Here is a 13,447-nt window from a genome sequence, read left to right on the forward strand (position 1 = left end):
ACGTCGGCAGTAATTTCAGTGTGATCGGTGAGCTGGGCCTATTGGGCCCGGCCGTTCCAGTGGACAAAGTTCTTTAGCAGCTGCAAGCCAGCCTCGGCACTCTTCTCCGGGTGGAACTGGGTGGCGAAGATATTCTCCCTGGCAACTGCGGCAGCCAGGGGAATGCCGTATTCGGCTTGCCCGGCAATATCCGGATTTTCAGCAGCCGGCACATAGTAGCTGTGGACAAAGTAGAAACGGCTGCCATCGGCAATATCGGCCCACAGGGGGTGCGGCTGACGCTGCTGAACACTGTTCCAGCCCATATGGGGCACCTTGAGCCGTTCAGCACTCTGCGCCGGGGGAATGTTGTCGCCGAAGAACTTCACCGGCTCCGGGAAAATCCCCAGGCAATCAACGCCATTATTCTCCTCGCTGTGGTGCATCATAATCTGCATACCCACACAGATACCCAGCACCGGGGTACCCACACTGATAGCCTCGCGAAGCAGCGGCGAAAAACCCGCCTCGACAAACCCTGCCATACAATCCCGAATGGCACCCACACCGGGCACCACCAGGCGCTCTGCGCCCTCGGCCTGCTCCGGAGTTTGTGCCAGCACCACCTCGGCCTCCGGCGCCACCTTGTTCAGGGCGCTGGCCACCGAGTGCAGGTTGCCCATACCGTAATCGAGTACCGCAATCTTACCCATCACAAGACTCCTTTGGTGGAGGGCATGGTGCCGGCCATACGGGGGTCCGGGGTCAACGCCATACGCAGGGCGCGGCCAAAGGCTTTAAATACAGTTTCCACCTGATGGTGAGCGTTGTGGCCACGCAGGCAGTCAATATGTACGGTTACCAGCGCGTGATTGACGAAGCCCTGGAAGAACTCAAAAAACAGTTCAGTATCAAAGTTGCCGATCCTCTTCTGGGTGAAAGGCACATCCATAACCAGGCCGGGCCGCCCGGAGAAGTCGATTACGACCCGGGAAAGCGCCTCATCCAATGGGACATAGCTGTGGCCGTAACGGGTCATCCCCTTTTTATCTCCCAGCGCTTCGGTAATGGCTTTGCCCAGGGTAATGCCGATATCTTCCACCGTATGATGGTCATCGATATGAATATCGCCATCGCAGCTAATGTCCATGTCGATCATGCCGTGGCGGGCAATTTGATCGAGCATATGCTCCAGGAAAGGAACCCCAGTCGCGAACTTGCCATGACCTTGGCCGTCCAGGTTAACGCTGACTTGAATCTTGGTTTCCAGGGTGTCACGGGTGACGCTAGCTGTACGCATCGAAAGCGATCCTTATTTGCACGATAAGACAGAGGGCGCAAATTATAGGATGAATGACATCTCCTGTGGCTCTCTAGTGTCAGATGAAACTTGATTCGTAATTGTTTAGCCCTATCATGCTCCGCATGGTTACTCTAAAGCGCCGAAAATCCCATTACTGGGCCAGCCTGTTCCTGTTACTCGCCGTAGTAGCAGCTCAGCCGCTGTGGGCGGAGCACTTTCACCTGGGCAATACCCAGGTAGAGATGTGTGACCTGTGTTGCATGCATTCACCTGCAGCACTCGGCAGCGAGCCATTGCTCGTACAGGCTGAGCCCCAAAGTCACTATGAACGGCCCTCTGCGCCAACCGCGCGCGATTGCCAGCCAGAGCGCCAGAGTGCGCGCGCCCCTCCCTTCTTCCTGTCACTCAGCTAACACCCAAAAACCGATATTTTTTTAATGAATGCCCGCGCTGGAGCGCGTATGGCATTGTCCGCCTGTGACAGGAATAAAAAACAATGACTAAGTTCAATACTTTGGCCCTGGCTATTGCCAGCTTGGCCGTGCCCGCTATTTGCGCCGCAGAAGACAGCAACAAACTGGAAGAAGTTAACGTCACCGTATCTCCCCTGGATAAGCCCGCCGACGCAGTAGCTGCGCCGGTATCGGTGCTCTCCGGCGAGACCCTGCGCAAAGCCGCTTCCGCCACCCTGGGCGAAACCCTGAAGAACCAGCCGGGAGTGGCCAACGCCTCCTTCGGCAGTGGCGTGGGCCTGCCGGTTATTCGCGGCCAGAGCGCCAACCGGGTGAAGATCCTGAACGACAACCTGGATGTCTCTGACGCCTCCAACACCAGCGCCGATCACGCTGCCAGTATCGAACCTCTACTGGCGGAGCGCATCGAAATACTGCGCGGACCGGCGGCACTGCGCTACGGCAGCGGCGCTATCGGTGGGGTGGTAAATATTATCGACGGTCGCATCCCCACTGAGGTACCCGAGGAAGTTGAAGGCGCGGTTGAGATGCGCCACGACACTGCCAACAGCCAGGATGCCTCGGTATTCCGCTTTACCGGCGGTGCCGGGCAGCTGGCCTGGTACTTCGACGGTGTCTATCGCGAAAATGACGATACCGAAATCCCCGGCCTCGCTATTGTCGAGCACGAGGAACACGAAGAGCACGGCGAGGACGAAGGCGAGGACGAAGGCGAGCACGAGGAAGAATTCAACACCGACGGCTACGTCGGCAACACCAACGCCCGCGCCCACAGCTACAGCGGTGGAGTTTCCTGGATTACTGAAAGTGGCTATATCGGTCTGTCAGTAAACAAGCTTGAGAACAACTACGGCATTCCCCTCGGCACTCACGAGCACCACCATGAAGAGGAGGAGCACGACGAGGACGATCACGAGGAACACGAAGAGCATGAGGAGGAGAGCGAAGTCGAAGCTGTGCGTATCGATATGGCGCAGACTCGCTACGACCTCAAAGGCGAGCACCGCTTCAACAGCAACTATTGGGACAAGCTGCGCCTGCGTATCGGCTATAACGACTATGAGCACGTAGAGCTGGAAGAAGGTGAACCCGGTACCCGCTTTACCAATGAAGCCTGGGAAAGTCGCTTGGAGATCACCCACGACAACGATAGTGAGTGGCGTGGTGCCTACGGCCTGCAATTGTCCGACAAAGACTTTGCTGCAGTGGGCGACGAAGCCTTTATCCAGCCCTCCCGCACCCGCAGCGCCGGCCTCTTCACCATGAAAGAGCGCGAATGGGGCAACTGGCACCTGGACCTGGGCGCGCGTATTGAGCGTGTCGATATCGATCCGGAGACCGCAGAGGATCGTGACTTCAATCTGTTCAGCACCAGTGCCACTCTGCAGTACTTCCTGCAAGAGCACCAGCATATCAGCGTTGGCGCCACCCACTCCGAGCGCGCCCCGGTAGCCGAAGAGCTGTTCGCCGACGGTGAGCACCTGGCCGAGTCGCGCTACCTGATCGGTAACAGCGACCTGGACAAAGAACGCTCTTTAAACCTGGAACTGGGCTATCACCACCACAACGAAGCAGCCAGCGGCTGGCATGCAGCGCAGATTGAAGCCAGCGTCTTCTACAACCGCATCGGCGACTACATCTATTCGCAGAATACCGGTCTTGAGTACGAAGAAGAGCTGCCCATCTACGCCTATGCCAATCGCGATGCCACCTTCTACGGTGCTGAAGCCTCGGTGAAATTTCCCCTGCGCAGCAACTTCTATCTGACTCTGTTTGGCGATGTTGTACGCGCGAGCTTCGACGAAGATATCGCCGGTGAGAGTTCCGATGTGCCGCGCATGCCTCCCCTGCGCCTGGGCCTCGCCCTGGGAGCAGAGTACGACCAGTGGGGTTGGGAATGGCGCACAGTCGAAGCTGCAGACCAGGATCGCGCCGGCGCCTACGAAGAGGAAACCGACGGCTATACCCGTATGGACCTGAGTGCCCACTACAACTTCAACATCGGCAGCAGCGACGCGGTGATCTTCGCCAGCGCCCGCAACCTGCTCGACGAAGAAATTCGCAACTCCACCTCACTACTACGCGACTACGCTCCTGAAGCTGGTCGCAGCGTCGAAGCTGGTGTGCGGTTTATTTTCTAATAAACACCTGCTTCAATGGCCCCGCAGCGCTTTCCCAGCCTCGCGGGGCTGTATCTCCTACAATTCCGGCATACCCTCTACGTAGAAGTGCGCGGGAACATCTAGCCGCGCTGTGACGTCTGACATGTAGTATTACATGACTCACTTTCTGTAAATAAACAGGGACAATGCACTCCATGGCCTGGATCAAGCGCACTTTTATCGCTCTTTTGATCGTCTTCCTGCTTCTCGCCGGCGCCGTCGCTTGGCTACTCGCAGGGCTCGATATCAACCAGTACAAACCGCAGCTGGAAGAGCTCGCCGCCAAGCAGGGCATCTCCCTGCAGCTCGAAGGCGATATCGGCTGGCAGCTGTGGCCCAAGCTCGGCCTGCAACTGGAAGACGTTCAACTTGCACCGCTAAAACTGCCAAAGCAGACTCTGGTCAAGGCGGATAAAATTGCCATCGGTGTCGCTCTCAAACCTCTTCTACAGCGCAAAGTGGAAGCTGAAGAAATCGTCCTGGTGGCTCCGCAAATTGAGCTCACCGTTGACAAGGAGGGACGCGGTAACTGGGAACTGATCAGCGAGGCCCTGGAAGCGCAGAGCAAGCAACCTCCCAAACTCTCCATCCCCAAGGAACAGGAAGAGCCTTCACAACAACAGGTCGACCTGAGTCTGCAAAAGCTGCGTATCGAGAAGGGCGTGGTGCTCTACAGCGATGCCCAGACCAACAAAGAGTACAAAGTCCAAGACCTGCAGGTAAGCGTTATCAACCTGGTGCCGGGTGGCGAGCCGGGCAAACTCACTGCCGCAGCAGACCTTACCGGCAGCGACCTCAAACACCCGCTGAAGCTTAAAATTGATAGCACCCTCGCCCTGGATGAGGGCCTCAATGGGCTGCGCCTGCAACCGCTACAAGTAGACCTCACCTCTGAGAACAGCGCCAAGGCCAGCCTGCATATGCGCGGCTACCTGCGCAGGGACAGCAACACCCAGCCCTGGCGTATACAACTAAACGTCAACGCCAATGCCGACCCTCTGCGCCCCTGGTTTGAACTGACGGGCACCGAAATCGATACCCGCGATAAAGCGGCACTGCAAAAGCTGAGTATCGAAGCGAGTGTGGAAGGTACAGAGCAAAAGCTCGACCTAACACCGCTGCAATTGAAACTGGACGACGTCACCTTTAGCGGCAACGCCCAGTTGCGCAACGCAGAAATGCCCGGGCTGGACCTGAACCTGCGCGGCGGCGCCTTTAATCTGGATAACTATCTGCCCCCTTCGAACGAAGATGAGGCTGGAGCCGCTTCGGCGGAACAAACCGAGGGAGTGGAAGCACAGAGTGCGCAAGCTCCTGCCGCTGAAAGCAAAAAGCCGGGAGAGCAGGCGACACAGAGTGATCAAACTGAAACCGCAGAAAAACCAAAGAGAACAGTAGCAGCCAAGCCGCCCGCGGCAGAACCCCTGCCACTGAGCGACCTGCGCGGCTTCAACGCCAATATCAGCCTGGCACTGGACCAACTGCAAGCCGCTGACCTGCAAATGGACAGCCCGGAAATCCAACTCACCGTGGATAACGGCCTCTACCGCCTGCAAAAATTGAGCGCCGATATCTATGGTGGCCAGCTGAACACGAATGGCCAGCTCAACGCTCGCGCCCAGTCCGCCGAGGCGCAGATGCGCGGCGGTCTCACCAATGTCGATATCGGCAAGGTCCAAGCTGCCCTCTTCCCCAGTGAAGACGTCCAGCTGGCTGGGGAAGCCAGCGTTAACTGGAGTGCCAGCACCAAAGGTAAAACATCCACAGCCTTAGAGAAAAACCTGCGCGCCTCCGTTGAGGTTTCCAGCAAGGAAATGTCGATTTCTCCATTCAATCTGGAGAAAAACATGTGCCAGCTGTTCAGCTACGCGGAAAATACCGAAATGCCCACCCGGGACTGGCCCAATAGCACCGGACTGCAGGACCTTCGCGCCACCATCGCGGTGAAAGGCGACCAGGTAGATGTGAGCGAAATTCTCGCCGGTATCGAAAATATCGCCCTGACCGGTGACGGAGAGGTGGACCTGAAGAAACAGGACTTCGATTTCAAGCTCGGCCTGGCCCTGGTGGGCGAAAGCACCTCCGCCGACGGCTGTACCGTGCGCAACAAGCGCTGGCGCAACCGCCCGCTGCCACTGCGCTGCAAGGGCGACTTCGACGATGTGAACATCAGCACCTGTAAACCCGACAGCCGCCGCCTCGACGACTTGCTGCGGGAAGAACTGAAGCACAAAGCCGAAAAGAAATATGGCGATAAAGTTGAAGAAAAGGTCGACGAACTGAAAGAAAAATTGAAAAATCTCTTCGGCCGCTAAGGCCCCGCTAAAGTGCACCGGGGTCTACCCGGTGCACAACTCCAGCGTTCAACCACAGATTCCAGCCCGCAGTATCCCCATGACCCCAAAGCAGTTCCAAAATGCCGTCCTGAAATGGTTCGACAAACACGGGCGCAAAGACCTGCCCTGGCAGCAGGACATCAACCCCTATCGGGTTTGGGTGTCCGAAATCATGCTGCAACAGACCCAGGTCACCACGGTGATTCCCTACTTTGAGCGCTTTATGCAGAGCTTCCCCACCCTGGAAAGCCTCGCCCGCGCGCCTCAGGACAAAGTCCTGGCTCACTGGAGCGGCCTCGGCTACTACGCCCGCGCCCGCAACCTGCACAAGTGCGCCCAGACGGTGCTAGAGGAATACGGAGGGGAGTTTCCCCAGGACGTAGAGGAACTGACCGAATTAAGCGGCATAGGCCGCTCCACCGCTGGCGCTATTGCCAGTATCAGTATGCGACTCAGGGCGCCGATCCTCGATGGCAACGTCAAACGGGTGCTGGCTCGCTTTCACGCCGTGGAGGGCTGGCCCGGACAGACCGCAGTTGCCAATCAACTGTGGCAACTGGCCGAGACCTACACCCCAAACCAACGCGTTAACGACTACACCCAGGTGATGATGGACCTGGGTGCCACCCTGTGCACCCGCTCGAAACCACGCTGCGAGGAGTGCCCGGTGAAAAAATCCTGTGTGGCTCACGCCCAGGGCAACCCACAGGATTACCCCGGCAAGAAACCGCGCAAGGAAAAGCCGGTGCGCAGCGCCACCCTGCTCTTGCTTGAACACAAAGGTGAAATCTACCTAGAACAGCGCCCGCCCAGCGGAATCTGGGGCGGACTCTGGAGCCCGCCTGAAGCCGACAATAGCAGCGACTGGCTCAAGGCAAAGCGCTGGCGTGCCAGTGACGTCCAAAGCCTGCCGACCCTGCGACACACCTTCACTCACTTTCACCTGGATATTTCCCCGGTGTGGGTACAACTGAGCAAAGTCCCAGCACAGGTGGCGGAGAGCGGCGCTGGCTGGTATAAACTGCGGCGTTTAAACCGCCCTCGTGCGGCCCAGGAACTGGGGCTACCCGCCCCTATCGTCAAGCTGGCAAAACAACTACTGGCGCTGCAGGCTCCCCTGCTCACGCCGACCACTGCCGACTAAAACCAGGAGGAGTCCATGTCCAGAACCGTATTCTGCCGCAAGTACCAAGAGGAATTGGAAGGTCTGGATGCACCGCCCTTCCCCGGCCCCAAAGGCATGGATATCTTCGAGAACGTTTCCAAAAAAGCCTGGCTGGAGTGGATGTCCCACCAGACCATGCTGATTAACGAAAAGCACCTGAACATGATGGAACCCTCAAGCCGCGCCTACTTGAGCGAGCAGATGATGAAGTTCTTAAGCGGCGAGGAATACGACGCAGCCGACGGTTACGTTCCGCCGGAACAGCAGTAACACAAGGCCCCGAAGCTTTCCCGGCAAAGAAAAAAAACTTTTTTATAATCAAGGGGTTGACTCTGACCCGGGGAAGGGCTTTAATACGCGCCTCGCGACGCAGGGGAAGCCCAGCAAGATCGCAAAGCCCGGATAGCTCAGTCGGTAGAGCAGGGGATTGAAAATCCCCGTGTCGGTGGTTCGATTCCGCCTCCGGGCACCACCATATCCAAAAGCCTCATCCGCAAGGATGGGGCTTTTTTTATACCCCTAAAGCAACCCCTCAGCCAACGCCATGTCTCCCACTAAAGCCCAACCCTTAAGGGTATCCTAGCGTTAAACTACATTGGCACTTCAACCGATACAAAGCCAAAACTTGCGCTAGGGACTAGCAGAAAAAGCAGCCCGATAATCGGAGCAGCTTTAAGACACTAAAAGAAAGCAGCTTCCTATAGATAGCCTTTAATAGTGCTGCCCCAGTTAGCACCCTTACCTTCAATTCACATTAGCGGCAACATCTAAGAAGTGAACTATAGGCAAACTTAACTCTTTACACTCAAGGGTTTTGAGCAACGAAAAACATACCAGGCTTGAGCGGCCCAGGAAGAGCCGAGGAGATAATATTAAAAATCTTCCGCTTATCATTTTTTAAGAGGACATTTTTATTTGAGTGCTCTGAAAATCTATAATCAAAATGGTTTTCATATCTAAACTTTAGCAGACTAAAGCCTAGCTCTGCCAAATAAAAAATCAATTCCTTTTTGGTATACTCACGGAAATGCCCTGGGTTGTTATGATTTTCTCGGATCAACTCATATGGATTTCTACCAAATATAATCTTCAGCCTTTTATGTAGAGCAACGGCATTGGGCGTTTGTATTATAATAACGCCTCCTTTATTTAGAAGAGTCTTAAGAAAGCCTAAAACCTGACCTGGGGAAGTATATAAATGCTCAACAACTTCAGAAAATATTATTATATCGTATTTAGGGACATCCCTTCTCCACAATGACCTATCTCTACAATCATTTAAATTAAAATTAAAGTGACGGGAGATAGAATTATCACTTTCGCGCTCAAGACCTAATGTGTCTACATTTTGAAACTTACTGATCAGGACTTCAGTAAAATCAGACCTACCAATATCTAAGATTCGAAATCCATCTTCATGATAATGACTAACGGTATCAAATAAAATTTCAAATCTAGGGAAGTGATATCTCAAGTATCCACTAAGAGCTCGCCTTTCGAGCAAACCATATAATTCTTCAGCCATAAATATCCGTTTTAACATAACATACAATTTATCATAGTATCAGATTATTTCTAGCGATAAAGCTAACTCTGCCATATTAGTGGCAGCTATTAATGACGCACAAATGATACGATCGAATCACTTGGATGCATATTTTTATTATTTACTCTACACCATTACCGAGTCATTCTTTATTTAAACCATACAGGCAAGATAAAATCTTTCCCCACCTTCCATATTTGTTTGTGATGATAAAAATCAAATAAAATTAAAATGATCGCAAGCTACGCCACCCAAGAAAGGCAGGATCATGAGTTGAAAGTAGCAGCCGATATGCACTTGCACTCAGCATAAGGCACAAAAAAATTTTACCTGCTTTCAAAAAAATGTCTCTAATGAAACTAAAAAAGAAATAATATAGGACAACTTTTGAGGACAAAGCAAAATTCAATCTTAATTTTAAAAATAATAATCCCCTATATACGGCAAGTTAAAATCTAGACTACTACAATAACCGACACACATGATGATAACGAAGAAGACCAATTGACTATATACCAGGCAAATTCCACACCAACAAGCCAGGAATTTCATGGAAACTCATTCCCGCCACCTGCCATGAAAGAACGATACCAGATCGTAGCTCCCCACGAATAAAGTTATTCAGCTCAGTCGTTTTTACTATAATTTTGTGAGAATACTTATCTCTCGCTATTGTATCTGCGGCATGGGGTTCAGATTAATTTCGTCATGAAGGTACTTGATCGTGAACTGAAAAGCGCTGACTCTAAATAAACTACTAAACGAATGAAACTTAAGAAATATAAAAACCGCTCAGTTGCTAAATAATTTACCACTGAGGGCTTCCAAGGAAAATGTTTAAGTACTTGCGTTCGCTGAAGTTTCGAGCGAGTATGTTTGCATCAATTATACTGACAATCTAAGTATTACTTCCCGTATGGCCCACTAGTTCAGCATAAATATACCTGAAACCCGAAGGTCTCAGGTTTCAAGTAATCAAATGGAGATACACCTATATAGAAAATTGGGATTCAGAAAAGTAGCCAGCTCTTTTACGATAACGTGAAGTGCCGGATGAAAAACCAATTTTGTAAGGTCTCTTTAGTTATTAAAAACACCTGATTTGCTACTGATATCAGATTCTGACATGTTATATTTTTTGACTACATCGCCCTCAAACATAACTACGAGTTGTTTTTGTGTTCCTGATGTAGAACCCCCAAACCAACCTACAACTGGAACATAGCTCACTGCGTCAACTTGGCTTTCCGTCAAAAAATAGTGCCAAATTTCTTTCCCACTATCAGTGTAGCTGGTACTATTCGGAGATCCAAACATAGACTTAATATCAGATTTAGTGGTTACACCTTCTGTAATTTTTTCTTGAACACTAGTTTCGCTTTCCTCTTTTAGAGCCTGATTACCACCAGAAGAAGCACATCCACCAATAAATATTGAAAGAAATGAAGCTAATACTACATTTTTTTTATTTATCATTTTTAATTTCCAACTTGAGGTTTAAGAAGGCACGAATCTTAAAACAAACAAAAATCGAAGAACAGATGATTAAAAAGCACAGCTGTGCCACCTAAATAGAAAATGGAGCTTTCGCCCCACTTACAGCATTTTTTTGACTACAAAAAAGCCAAATTGCATAAAATTATAAGGAATAAGCTATACGTAAGTACCAAGCCTGTAAGATTTTGTAATTCAATACACCATAAGAGCGCCTACCGAATAGTTATTCTAGATTTAGCGCATCTCTAAAAATTAGACAATTTAAAATATTCTGAACTAGATAGAACTACTATTAAAGAGTTTTTAACATCTGGCGAAATACATTCGCCTTATGAAAAGCCTATTTTTATAAAAACTTTATATCTACATCTAGCTTAATATACAACACACTCAACACGCGAAAATAACCTGTCTACTTTTGGAATAACTAATACGGGTAAGAATCATGAAATACCCACTTTCGGACATCAATTCCATCTTAAAACCTAAATATATAGTGCTCAGAAGTACAAATAATTTATGCCAACTTTATCAATATACCGAAATACTGAGGTAGTCGAGAAGAAAATGAGTAAGTTAGGTATATAAGATTTTAAAGTAAGCAGGCAAAACCTAAAAACCAAGCAACAGTAAGACTTTGATACTCACTAGACCAAGAAAAGCAATGAGAGATGCTACAGATAAAAGAATTAAATCTGCATGGACAACAAATATAAACTGATACGTGAATATGAGGTAACCACAGCTGATATGCATACTTCATAGGAGTTTGCATTACTGTATGACTATACTCGAAAAATTTTGTACGGACAGCTCTTTTACATCGATAAGTTAAAGAGCACACTGGAGGCGATGAACTACCTTAGTTTAGTTCTTTGGAAAGAGGGATAAAAAATCAATCGCTAAATATCTAGGAGAGCATTGTGCATGTACTTGGATTCATGGGAGGTAACCAGGGCAGAGTTCTCGCTCGAACCATTGGGCTTGTGCGTGACTGCATTAAGATTGATATGGTGAATTTAGTTTTCGGCAGACGCCGATTTGTCGAGTTATTCAGCCTAATTTCGCTAGCCTTATAAATAAAGGAATAAAATAACTGTGAATCTTTATCTAGGGTGACTGAAAAGTGCAATGGCTCCCATTAGCTCAGAAATCCCCTGCAACCCTTTACCACAGCCTGAGCCTAAGTATTTAGTGGGGTTCGATTGTAATTCCAGTCTATCGGGCTACCTCTCAGGCCCAGGCCGGTGGCACTAATAAATATATACACCACATTCACTGTCTAGACTCACAATTAAATTTTTCAACATGCGCTTTTTGTAGTAAAATATTCTACTGATTGCTTTCTTCTGCATCAAGTGCAGGCTCAACAAAGCCATCAATAATAGAAAAATTCTTGCTTTATATCAGAGGTGTATAGATGTCAGCGGGAAAGCCCAATAGAAATATTCATATTATCTACGGGAGTATTCTCGTTTTAATTGTGTTGAGTTTTTGCTTTTTTCTATATAAGAGTGAAAAAATTGGCTCTTTACGCATCAAAGTGGGAAATAGCGAGCTAGAACTACAAGTGGATGGTAACAACAGTGCAGTTTCCATTAGATCTGTACTGGGCAAACTATTCCAGGACGAAGAAGCCCGGCGTGAATCTAAGGCATTACTTAAAGAGTTTGGCAATTTCTATTTACCCACAGATCCTGAATTAATTGGAGAAATTGAAAAGCAACCTATTAAATCTGATGTATCTCAACGTTTGCGCGAGCTTCTCTATGGATTGAAAGGGCCTTTTGATCGAAAGGCTCACAGCTACTACGATATCAAAAGCGTGCAGGTTGTCGATGCGATTAGAGGTTTGGAATTTAATCATCCAGTATCTAAAGGCCTACGAGAGATGCTAATTTACAGACGTGGCCCCTTTGAAGAAAGATCCAAAGAAGTACTGCTAAGCGTTCCCGCAGGAAATAGTATTCCATCAGGAAGAGCGGCATCCTGTCGCGGCAATGATTTTTTCAGGCGGGAAATTCGTATTTTTAATACTCAGCGAACAAATTCAATTTCCGTCTTTGTCAGCGGTAGTTTTCCTTGTACTGCTGACACTTCCAATGACATACATCGGCTAATTCAACTTTCCTATGCCGATATGAAGAACCTATTGGGAGATTCTCCTGTGGGAGCCAAGGAGCCCGCCCTTGCTGAGATCATGATGAATATCAATTAATTGGTGGAAGTTCAGCCGTCAGGCAGTTCATCCTCTCGCATTCATCCTTATTGCTGCTAACCTTGGGCCTGCAAAGGAATAAGAATAAAGGGAATCAAAGCATGGCCCAACCATTTCACCTTGAGCGTTTTGTGACGGCGCAAGAAAGCTCTTATGAAAGTGCCCTGAGTGAGTTACATAGCGGCCATAAACGCTCCCACTGGATGTGGTATATATTCCCCCAGATCTCCGGCCTGGGGCACAGCGCGACATCCGAACATTTTGCAATTAAAAACCTGGATGAAGCCCGGGCTTACCTGGAGCACCCTGTGCTCGGCCCCAGGCTCAAAGAGTGCTGCAAGGAGTTATTGCAACTGAATAATTACTCCGCTTACCAGATATTCGGCTCACCGGATGATGTAAAACTTAAGTCATCCATGACGCTATTTTCTATCGCCGATCCCAAAGACAAGCTATTTGAAGAGGTGCTGGAAAAATACTATGAAGGACAGAAGGACCTTCGTACTTTCGAGATACTGAAAGTTCCTGTCCAACATTAGTTACCTGCAAGGGTGGAGCTTTATGATCGGAAGGCTGGATGGCAATCATGATCTGAACCATTATATTGGCGTACAAGCTGTAGTATCCATACTCACAGAATCCACCACTCTACCCATATTAAATTTTCCCCACCATTTTAGGCCGAACCGATCAGCACCTCTTTCCCCCCAAAGAGACTGTAAATTTGCTACCCACCTTAGAACTCTCTCCATTCGATTTCTAATTGTT

The 13,447-nt window shown here is 49.8% G+C and carries 11 protein-coding genes and 1 tRNA gene; 8 read left to right on the plus strand and 4 right to left on the minus strand.

Going from position 1 to position 13,447, the window contains the following annotated elements:
• Nucleotides 1-38: 38 nt before the first annotated feature.
• Both hisH and hisB read right to left on the minus strand, forming a co-directional pair.
• Nucleotides 39-692 carry an imidazole glycerol phosphate synthase subunit HisH gene (gene hisH / locus ACJJIY_RS04350; protein WP_282930764.1) on the minus strand — a complete coding sequence of 218 codons (654 nt, stop codon included), beginning with the start codon at nucleotides 690-692 and terminating at the stop codon, nucleotides 39-41.
• Entirely contained in the window at nucleotides 692-1,279 is a 588-nt protein-coding gene (hisB, locus tag ACJJIY_RS04355) for an imidazoleglycerol-phosphate dehydratase HisB (RefSeq protein ID WP_282930763.1), read from the minus strand. Before hisB ends, hisH begins: the two co-directional genes overlap by 1 nt.
• Nucleotides 1,280-1,404: 125 nt before the next feature.
• On the opposite strand from hisB, the gene ACJJIY_RS04360 reads away from it, so the two are divergent.
• The 6 genes from ACJJIY_RS04360 to ACJJIY_RS04385 all read left to right on the plus strand — a co-directional run bounded on the left by ACJJIY_RS04360 (nucleotide 1,405) and on the right by ACJJIY_RS04385 (nucleotide 7,890).
• On the plus strand, nucleotides 1,405-1,695 hold the full coding sequence (locus ACJJIY_RS04360) for a hypothetical protein (RefSeq protein WP_444940439.1): 291 nt from the start codon (nucleotides 1,405-1,407) through the stop codon (nucleotides 1,693-1,695).
• Nucleotides 1,696-1,778: 83 nt separating this feature from the next.
• On the plus strand, nucleotides 1,779-3,896 hold the full coding sequence (locus tag ACJJIY_RS04365) for a TonB-dependent receptor (protein ID WP_445359179.1): 2,118 nt from the start codon (nucleotides 1,779-1,781) through the stop codon (nucleotides 3,894-3,896).
• A gap of 176 nt (nucleotides 3,897-4,072) precedes the next feature.
• Nucleotides 4,073-6,232, plus strand: a complete 2,160-nt coding sequence (locus ACJJIY_RS04370; protein WP_445359180.1) for an AsmA family protein — start codon at nucleotides 4,073-4,075, stop codon at nucleotides 6,230-6,232.
• A gap of 79 nt (nucleotides 6,233-6,311) precedes the next feature.
• A complete protein-coding gene (gene mutY / locus ACJJIY_RS04375) occupies nucleotides 6,312-7,397 on the plus strand; it encodes an A/G-specific adenine glycosylase (protein ID WP_445359648.1) in 1,086 nt (361 codons plus the stop codon).
• Nucleotides 7,398-7,412: 15 nt separating this feature from the next.
• Entirely contained in the window at nucleotides 7,413-7,688 is a 276-nt protein-coding gene (locus tag ACJJIY_RS04380; RefSeq protein ID WP_282930759.1) for an oxidative damage protection protein, read from the plus strand.
• 126 nt (nucleotides 7,689-7,814) lie between these two features.
• A tRNA-Phe gene (locus ACJJIY_RS04385) sits at nucleotides 7,815-7,890 on the plus strand.
• Between the two features lie 333 nt (nucleotides 7,891-8,223).
• Here the strand turns inward: ACJJIY_RS04385 and ACJJIY_RS04390 are convergent.
• On the minus strand, nucleotides 8,224-8,943 hold the full coding sequence (locus ACJJIY_RS04390) for a methyltransferase domain-containing protein (protein WP_444895721.1): 720 nt from the start codon (nucleotides 8,941-8,943) through the stop codon (nucleotides 8,224-8,226).
• Nucleotides 8,944-10,044: 1,101 nt separating this feature from the next.
• On the minus strand, nucleotides 10,045-10,440 hold the full coding sequence (locus ACJJIY_RS04395; RefSeq protein ID WP_444895720.1) for an SEN1984 family lipoprotein: 396 nt from the start codon (nucleotides 10,438-10,440) through the stop codon (nucleotides 10,045-10,047).
• A gap of 1,441 nt (nucleotides 10,441-11,881) precedes the next feature.
• Between ACJJIY_RS04395 and ACJJIY_RS04400 the strand changes: the two genes are divergently transcribed.
• Nucleotides 11,882-12,679 (plus strand): hypothetical protein, encoded by a 798-nt coding sequence (locus ACJJIY_RS04400; protein WP_445359181.1) that lies wholly within the window; start codon nucleotides 11,882-11,884, stop codon nucleotides 12,677-12,679.
• Between the two features lie 101 nt (nucleotides 12,680-12,780).
• A complete protein-coding gene (locus ACJJIY_RS04405) occupies nucleotides 12,781-13,218 on the plus strand; it encodes a DUF1810 domain-containing protein (protein WP_413663762.1) in 438 nt (145 codons plus the stop codon).
• The last annotated feature ends 229 nt before the right edge of the window (nucleotides 13,219-13,447 follow it).

Source organism: Microbulbifer maximicatervae (SeqCode), from assembly GCF_052468155.1.

Excerpts from the sequence above, each read along its gene's own strand:
- mutY (WP_445359648.1), top strand. The coding sequence starts at position 6,312 with ATGACCCCAAAGCAGTTCCAAAATGCCGTCCTGAAATGGTTCGACAAA.
- ACJJIY_RS04400 (WP_445359181.1), top strand. The coding sequence starts at position 11,882 with ATGTCAGCGGGAAAGCCCAATAGAAATATTCATATTATCTACGGGAGT.
- ACJJIY_RS04360 (WP_444940439.1), top strand. The coding sequence starts at position 1,405 with ATGGTTACTCTAAAGCGCCGAAAATCCCATTACTGGGCCAGCCTGTTC.
- ACJJIY_RS04380 (WP_282930759.1), top strand. The coding sequence starts at position 7,413 with ATGTCCAGAACCGTATTCTGCCGCAAGTACCAAGAGGAATTGGAAGGT.
- ACJJIY_RS04390 (WP_444895721.1), bottom strand. The coding sequence starts at position 8,943 with ATGGCTGAAGAATTATATGGTTTGCTCGAAAGGCGAGCTCTTAGTGGA.
- ACJJIY_RS04365 (WP_445359179.1), top strand. The coding sequence starts at position 1,779 with ATGACTAAGTTCAATACTTTGGCCCTGGCTATTGCCAGCTTGGCCGTG.
- hisB (WP_282930763.1), bottom strand. The coding sequence starts at position 1,279 with ATGCGTACAGCTAGCGTCACCCGTGACACCCTGGAAACCAAGATTCAA.
- ACJJIY_RS04395 (WP_444895720.1), bottom strand. The coding sequence starts at position 10,440 with ATGATAAATAAAAAAAATGTAGTATTAGCTTCATTTCTTTCAATATTT.
- ACJJIY_RS04370 (WP_445359180.1), top strand. The coding sequence starts at position 4,073 with ATGGCCTGGATCAAGCGCACTTTTATCGCTCTTTTGATCGTCTTCCTG.
- ACJJIY_RS04405 (WP_413663762.1), top strand. The coding sequence starts at position 12,781 with ATGGCCCAACCATTTCACCTTGAGCGTTTTGTGACGGCGCAAGAAAGC.
- hisH (WP_282930764.1), bottom strand. The coding sequence starts at position 692 with ATGGGTAAGATTGCGGTACTCGATTACGGTATGGGCAACCTGCACTCG.